This is a genomic window from Corynebacterium sp. AOP12-C2-36 (genome assembly GCF_052379185.1).
Lineage (GTDB): Bacteria > Actinomycetota > Actinomycetes > Mycobacteriales > Mycobacteriaceae > Corynebacterium.
Map to the genome: position 1 here is coordinate 81,178 of NZ_JBQSYJ010000013.1, position 6,715 is coordinate 87,892.

Here is a 6,715-nt window from a genome sequence, read left to right on the forward strand (position 1 = left end):
GAGACGGCAGTTAGGGCGGTCAGAACGACCAGTCGGTCTCCTCGGTCGCCTCGGTACGCCCGATCACGTAGGCGGAGCCTGAGCCACTGAAGAAGTCGTGGGTCTCGGCGGATTCGGGTGACAGTGCGGCGAGGATCTCCGGTTCGACTCCTGCGGATTCCTTGTCGTACTGCGGGGCGTATCCGAGGTTCATCAGGGCCTTGTCTGCGTTGTAGTGGACGAAGGCATCGACCCCGGAGTACCTGAGCCTGTTGCCGGGCTCGTCGGTGACGAGTTGATAGAGGTCCTCGGAGTACTCGCGCTCCAGGGCGAGGAGCTCCGCGGTGAGATTCAGGGTGAAGTCCTCCATTTCTCCAGCGCGCTCAGGGTGTGCCTCCAGGCCCTGCTGGTACTTGTATCCGGAGTAGTAGCCATGCACGGCCTTGTCGCGCAGGATCAGACGGATCATGTCCGCCGTGTTCATCATCACCCCTCGGCTGGAGTACCACAGAGGCAGGTAGAACCCTGCGTAGAGGAGTAGGGACGACAGCAGGGTCGCCGCGACCTTGCGTTTCAGAGGATCGTCTGACCGGTAGTGGGCCATGACGTCGGTGGCACGGCGTTGAAGTACCGTATTGTCCACGGACCAGGTGTAGGCGTCCTGAATCTCGGCTGAGCTGCACATGGTGCTGAATACCGAACTGTAACTACGGGCGTGAACCGCCTGCATGAAGGCGATGTTGGCGTAGACGGCCTGCTCGTGTTCGGTGCGGGCGTCGGGAATCTGGCTGATCTCGCCGACGGTCGCCTGGACGGTGTCGAGGAGGGTCAGCCCGGTGAACACCCGCGTGGTCAGCGTCCGCTGCCGGTCGGTGAGGCTCCACCAGTTGCTGAGGTCATTCGACAGCGGGACCTTCTCCGGCAGCCAGAAATTGCTCGTCAATCGCTGCCAGATCTCCAGGTCCTTGGAGTCCTGGATCCGGTTCCAGTTCACTGGACGGAGGGGCACATCCGACCCGTTCTGCCACTGCGGGGGAGTCTGGGAATGGTCGATGTAGGTCATGGATTCTCCTTTATGGCTGGGGTAGTGGTCGGGGGCCGGCACAGAGTCGGTCCCACTGGCGCAGGAGGCCGTCGCGGACGGTGTCCACGTCGCGTCGGGTGCCGAGAAGCTCGAAGCGGTAGAGCTCCGGTACTTCACACTTCCTTGCAATGATCGGCCCTGCGGCGCAGTAGGCGGCACCGAAGTTCGTGTTCCCGGCGGTGATGACGCCGCGGATCCACTGCCTGTTCTCCGGCTCATTGAGGAAGTGGATTACCTGGCGAGGGACGGTTCTTTCTGCGGCGCCGCCACCGTAGGTCGGGGTTACCAGAACAAATGGTTGGCGGACCGCGAGTGGGGGCTCACCGCGTCGCAGGGGTATCCGGACTGATGGGAGACCGACTTTGCTGATGAACCGGCGCGTGTTTTCTGACACCGAAGAGAAGTACACGAGCAGCGGACCGCGCCGTGAGTCGAAGTTCAATGGCATGAACTCAAATGTACCATGTAATGAACACCGTGCTACGATCGCCGACGTGACCTTGTCCCCACTACCGAAGGAGAACTGATGTCCCACGAGACAAAGATCACGGAACCCATGAAAAGCATGCTCGGAACCCAGCTGCCGATCCTTGCGACGGTTAGTGACCCGACAACCCCGAATATCGGCCCGAAACGGTCGCTCCGTGTCTACAACGACCACACCCTGATCTACAACGAGAACACCGGTGGCCAGCACCTCGAGAATATTGAGGCAGGGTCACGCGTCGCCGTGGCTGTGATCGACCGTGAGGCGCTCGACGGCTACCGCTTCCTCGGCCGTGCCGAAGCGGTCACTGACGGCCCGGCGTGGGACAACTGCCTGGAGTTCGCTGCCGCCAACGGAATGAAGGAACCGAAGCGTGCCGTCCTGATCCACCTGGACACGATCTTCTCCCTGGCATCCGGGAAGAAGGCAGGAACGGTGATCACCGACGAGACCCCGGGGTCCTCGGAATGACGGTGACGGCCGCAGGATTCCGGACGCTGTTCCGGAGCGTTCCGCAGGACGTATGGATCGTCACGACGAGGGACGCGGACGGTAGTCCGGTCGGTACGACGGTGTCGTCGTTGACGTCGGTGTCCTCGGATCCGCCGACAGTCGCTTTCTCTCTCCGGGAGAGTGCGTCGGTGCTGCCGCAGTTTCTTGCCGCGGAGCAGGTCCTCGTCCACGCGATGTCGACCGAGGGAGTCGAGGCTGCACGGACATGCGCTGAACACGGTGCGGACCGGTTTGCGCAGGTCGAGTGGCAGACCGGTCTCGGGGGGCTTCCCCAGGTCGACGGTGTGTACGGGTGCCTGCTCACTCGGGTGACCAGGACCATCCCCGTTGCAGGAAGTGCCTTGTTCATCTGCCCGGTACAGGCCACCTGGATCCCGGGTTCCCCCGGGCCACCGGCGCTGTACCGGGACAGGTCATTCAACTGGACGGTCGCAGAGTCCGGATCGGAGAGCGAGTACTGATGACTACCACAATGCAGGCAGATCAGCTGGACTACCACCAGCTCAATGCGCTGCTCAATCTGTACGATGCCGACGGTCAGATCCAGTTCGACAAGGACCGTGAGGCCGCCAACCAGTACTTCCTGCAGCACGTCAACCAGAACACCGTCTACTTCCACGACCTGGAAGAGAAGATCGGTTACCTGGTCGACAACAAGTACTACGACCCGGAGGTGCTCGGCAAGTACGAGTTCGCCGACATCAAGGCGCTGTTCAAGCGCGCATACTCCCACAAGTTCCGTTTCAAGACGTTCCTCGGTGCCTTCAAGTACTACACGTCCTACACGCTGAAGACCTTCGACGGACGACGCTACCTCGAGCGTTACGAGGACCGCGTATGCATGGTCGCGCTGGGTCTGGCCGACGGTGACATCACACTGGCCGGCCATCTTGTCGACGAGATCATCGGCGGCCGGTTCCAGCCGGCCACGCCGACCTTTTTGAACATCGGCAAGGCACAGCGGGGCGAGCCGGTGTCCTGCTTCCTGTTGCGCATCGAGGACAACATGGAGTCCATCGGCCGTTCCATCAACTCCGCGCTGCAGTTGTCGAAGCGTGGCGGTGGTGTGGCGCTGTTGCTGAGTAACCTGCGTGAGACCGGGGCGCCGATCAAGCACATCGAGAACCAGTCGTCCGGTGTGATCCCGGTGATGAAGCTGCTGGAGGACTCCTTCTCCTACGCCAACCAGCTCGGTGCACGTCAGGGGGCCGGTGCGGTGTATTTGAACGCCCACCACCCGGACATCATGAAGTTTCTCGACACCAAGCGCGAGAACGCCGACGAGAAGATCCGGATCAAGACGTTGTCGTTGGGTGTCGTCATCCCGGACATCACCTTCGAACTGGCCAAGCGTAACGACGACATGTACCTGTTCTCCCCGTACGACGTCGAGCGCATCTACGGGCGCCCCTTCGCCGACATCTCCGTGACCGAGCACTACGAGGAGATGATCGAGGATCCGCGGATCCGCAAGAGGAAGATCAACGCCCGCCAGTTCTTCCAGACCCTCGCCGAGATCCAGTTTGAGTCCGGTTACCCGTACATCATGTTCGAGGACACGGTGAACAGGGCGAACCCGATCGAGGGGCGTATCACGCATTCCAACCTGTGCTCGGAGATCCTCCAGGTCGCCACCCCCAGCGAGTTCAACGATGACCTTACCTACTCTCAGGTCGGTGAGGACATCTCCTGCAACCTGGGGTCGTTGAACATCGCCGCTGCGGTGGATTCCGAGGACTTCTCCCGGACCATCGCGACGGCCATCCGTGGTCTCACCGCGGTGTCGGACCAGACCGCCATCGACTCGGTGCCGTCGATCCGTGAGGGCAACGACGGATCGCACGCGATCGGACTGGGGCAGATGAACCTGCACGGGTTCCTCGGACGCGAGCACATCCACTACGGGTCGGACGAGGGGTTGGACTTCACCAACGTCTACTTCGCTGCGGTGATGTACGAATGCCTCAAGGCGTCCAACGCCATCGCCCGCGAGCGTGGCACGACGTTCCGGAACTTCGCCAACTCCGACTACGCCTCCGGGGTGTTCTTCGACGCCTACGACCCCGCGACCTTCCAGCCGCGCACCGAGAAGGTCGCGGCCATCATCGAGAGCTCCTCGATCCACGTCCCCACCAACGAGGACTGGGCCGAACTGAAGGCGGCGGTGATGGCTGACGGGTTGTACAACCGGAACCTGCAGGCAGTGCCGCCGACGGGATCGATCTCCTACATCAACAACTCCACGTCGTCGATTCACCCGATCGCGTCGAAGATCGAGATCCGCAAGGAAGGCAAGATCGGTCGTGTCTACTACCCGGCGCCGCATATGGACAACGACAACCTCGAGTACTTCGAGGATGCCTACGAGATCGGCTACGAGAAGATCATCGACACCTATGCGGTGGCGACGAAGTACGTGGACCAGGGGCTGTCGTTGACGTTGTTCTTCAAGGACTCGGTCACCACGCGTGACATCAACAAGGCGCAGATCTACGCCTGGCGCAAGGGCATCAAGACTTTGTACTACATCCGGCTGCGCCAGACGGCCATGGCGGGAACCGAGGTCGAAGGCTGCGTGAGCTGCATGCTCTGACGGGGCGAGTCTCACTGACACGATAAAACAGGAAAGAGGAAGACAGATATGACCTACACCGGGGAGATAACTGGAGCGGATATCAAGAACGCTGCAGTTCACGACTTCATCCGCGAATGGGCGGAGATTACCGAGCCGGACCGCATCGAGATCATCGACGCCGATGACGACCAGCGTCTCACAGACGAGGCACTTGAGGCTGGAGAACTCCGGTATGCCGGAGATCGCCGCTATTACTCCCGGTCGCATATCCGCGACACCGCCCGTTCCGAGGAACGCACCATCGTCGCGACGTCAGATCCTGCTGACCGGGGAATCTACAACAACTGGAGGCACGCAGACGAGGTGAAGCGTGACATCGTCGGGTGTATGGCCGGAGCATCGAGAGGGAAAACGATGTATGTGGTCCCGTATCTGATGGCTGTGCCCGGTAGCCCACTCGCGCGGTACGGCGTCGGCGTCGAACTCACTGACGACCGGACTGTCGTTCTCCAGATGATGCGAATGGCACGCGTTGGTGCCGACTACATCACAGGCGTAGGGGACTTCTTCGTCCGTGGTGTGCACGTTACCGGAGATCTCGACAGGTTGGGGCAGGGTACTGCGGAGGATCGGCGGATGTTCGCCACCATCGCCGATGAGCGCATGATCCTGCATTACGGTTCTGCGTATGGTGGAAATGCCCTGCTGGGTAAGATCGCCCACGGCTTGAGGTTGGCGTCCTATGATGGGAGAGAGTCAGGGAAGTTCCTTGCAGAACAGTTCATGCTGATGGGGATCACCGACACGGAGACGGGAAAGACCTGGCACGTTGCGGGCGGCTTCCCGAGCGCCTCGGGCAAGACCAATCTGGCGATGACACTCCCGCCGGATGCCCTGGGAGAACGGTACAGGGTGAGTTTCTACGGTGATGACATTGCGTGGATGTGGGTGGGTGAGGATGGGCGCCTCTACGCGATGAACCCGGAGAACGGGGTCTTTGGGGTAGCACGCGACACCAACGATCGGACCAATCCTGCAGCTATGGAGGCTGTGGTACCGGGAAGCGGGACCATCTTCACCAATGTCGCGTACAACGACGACACCGGGGAGGTGTGGTGGGAAGGCCGGACACCAGAACCGCCTGAAGACACATCCGGATGGAGAGACTGGACAGGGACACTGATTGACGACCGCGCTCCCGGCGAGGAGGGCAACCCGTGGGCTCATCCGAACGGTCGTTTCACGAGTGGTCTCTCCAACGTCACCACAATCGCCGACGATGCCGACGATCCCGCGGGTGTACCCGTCGACCTGATTATCTTCGGTGGACGGACCCGGGACCGCGAGCCGCTTGCCCGCGTGGTCGACAGCGTGGCTGACGGCGTCTATGACGGTTTCACTCTCGGGGCTGAGGCGACGTTCGCTGCAGAAGGTGTGGAGGGCCGCCTCCGGTACGACCCAATGTCCATGAGACCGTTCATGTCGTACGGTGAAGGAGATTACCTGCAGCACTGGCTCGACATGTTCGACAAGCTTTCTGATCCTCCGACGATCGCCCACGTGAACTGGTTCCAGCGCGACCCACAGGACGGGCACTACCTGTGGCCGGGATTCCGGGAGAATCTTCGTGCGCTGTTGTGGATCCTGGAATACCGGGAAGGGGATGTCCACGGGGTGAACACGCCTGTGGGTATGGTGCCTTCCGCCGGAGAATTGAATCTCCGTGGCCTGGAACCTGCAGATCTCAGCCCTGTCGACCGTGACCGGCTGCTCCGTGTCGACCCGGCGCGGTGGAACGAGGAGATGCTGGCAAGGTCCGAGCACTTGGGACTGTTCAGTCGAGTTCCGGCAGCGATCACCGAAGCGCACCGGAGGATGACGGACGCGGTCTCTGCACTCCGGTGACAGTCGGGTATTTGATCCTTTCTCAGACGCGCTGGCCAACGGACCTACCCCGAGTGCGGTGGTAACCGTATTCCCCGCCCCGGAGACGGTGAGGACGATGTCGCTGACGAGCGTGAAGAGGCCCCCACGGCACTGGACTACCGGGCACCGTAGCGGGGCAGGCCATTAAACC

6 protein-coding genes are annotated in these 6,715 nt (G+C 61.5%); 4 read left to right on the forward strand and 2 right to left on the reverse strand.

Features of this window, described 5'->3' with window-relative positions:
- Nucleotides 1-19: 19 nt before the first annotated feature.
- Together nrdF and nrdI are read right to left on the reverse strand one after the other, a co-directional pair.
- The gene (gene nrdF / locus ACT3UN_RS12195) at nucleotides 20-1,042 is read right to left on the reverse strand and encodes a class 1b ribonucleoside-diphosphate reductase subunit beta (protein WP_301494513.1); all 1,023 of its coding nucleotides are present in this window, start codon (nucleotides 1,040-1,042) and stop codon (nucleotides 20-22) included.
- A gap of 10 nt (nucleotides 1,043-1,052) precedes the next feature.
- Nucleotides 1,053-1,511 (reverse strand): class Ib ribonucleoside-diphosphate reductase assembly flavoprotein NrdI, encoded by a 459-nt coding sequence (nrdI, locus tag ACT3UN_RS12200; RefSeq protein ID WP_301494511.1) that lies wholly within the window; start codon nucleotides 1,509-1,511, stop codon nucleotides 1,053-1,055.
- Between the two features lie 78 nt (nucleotides 1,512-1,589).
- Between nrdI and ACT3UN_RS12205 the strand changes: the two genes are divergently transcribed.
- The 4 genes from ACT3UN_RS12205 to ACT3UN_RS12220 are packed head-to-tail and all read left to right on the forward strand — an operon-like array spanning nucleotide 1,590 to nucleotide 6,543.
- Nucleotides 1,590-2,021: a pyridoxamine 5'-phosphate oxidase family protein gene (locus ACT3UN_RS12205; protein WP_301494509.1), complete on the forward strand. Its 432-nt coding sequence runs from the start codon at nucleotides 1,590-1,592 to the stop codon at nucleotides 2,019-2,021.
- Nucleotides 2,018-2,524 (forward strand): flavin reductase family protein, encoded by a 507-nt coding sequence (locus tag ACT3UN_RS12210; protein WP_301494507.1) that lies wholly within the window; start codon nucleotides 2,018-2,020, stop codon nucleotides 2,522-2,524. Before ACT3UN_RS12205 ends, ACT3UN_RS12210 begins: the two co-directional genes overlap by 4 nt.
- Complete coding sequence (gene nrdE, locus ACT3UN_RS12215) at nucleotides 2,524-4,656, forward strand: class 1b ribonucleoside-diphosphate reductase subunit alpha (protein WP_444657198.1); 2,133 nt, start codon at nucleotides 2,524-2,526, stop codon at nucleotides 4,654-4,656. Before ACT3UN_RS12210 ends, nrdE begins: the two co-directional genes overlap by 1 nt.
- A gap of 48 nt (nucleotides 4,657-4,704) precedes the next feature.
- Nucleotides 4,705-6,543 carry a phosphoenolpyruvate carboxykinase (GTP) gene (locus ACT3UN_RS12220; RefSeq protein ID WP_301494503.1) on the forward strand — a complete coding sequence of 613 codons (1,839 nt, stop codon included), beginning with the start codon at nucleotides 4,705-4,707 and terminating at the stop codon, nucleotides 6,541-6,543.
- The last annotated feature ends 172 nt before the right edge of the window (nucleotides 6,544-6,715 follow it).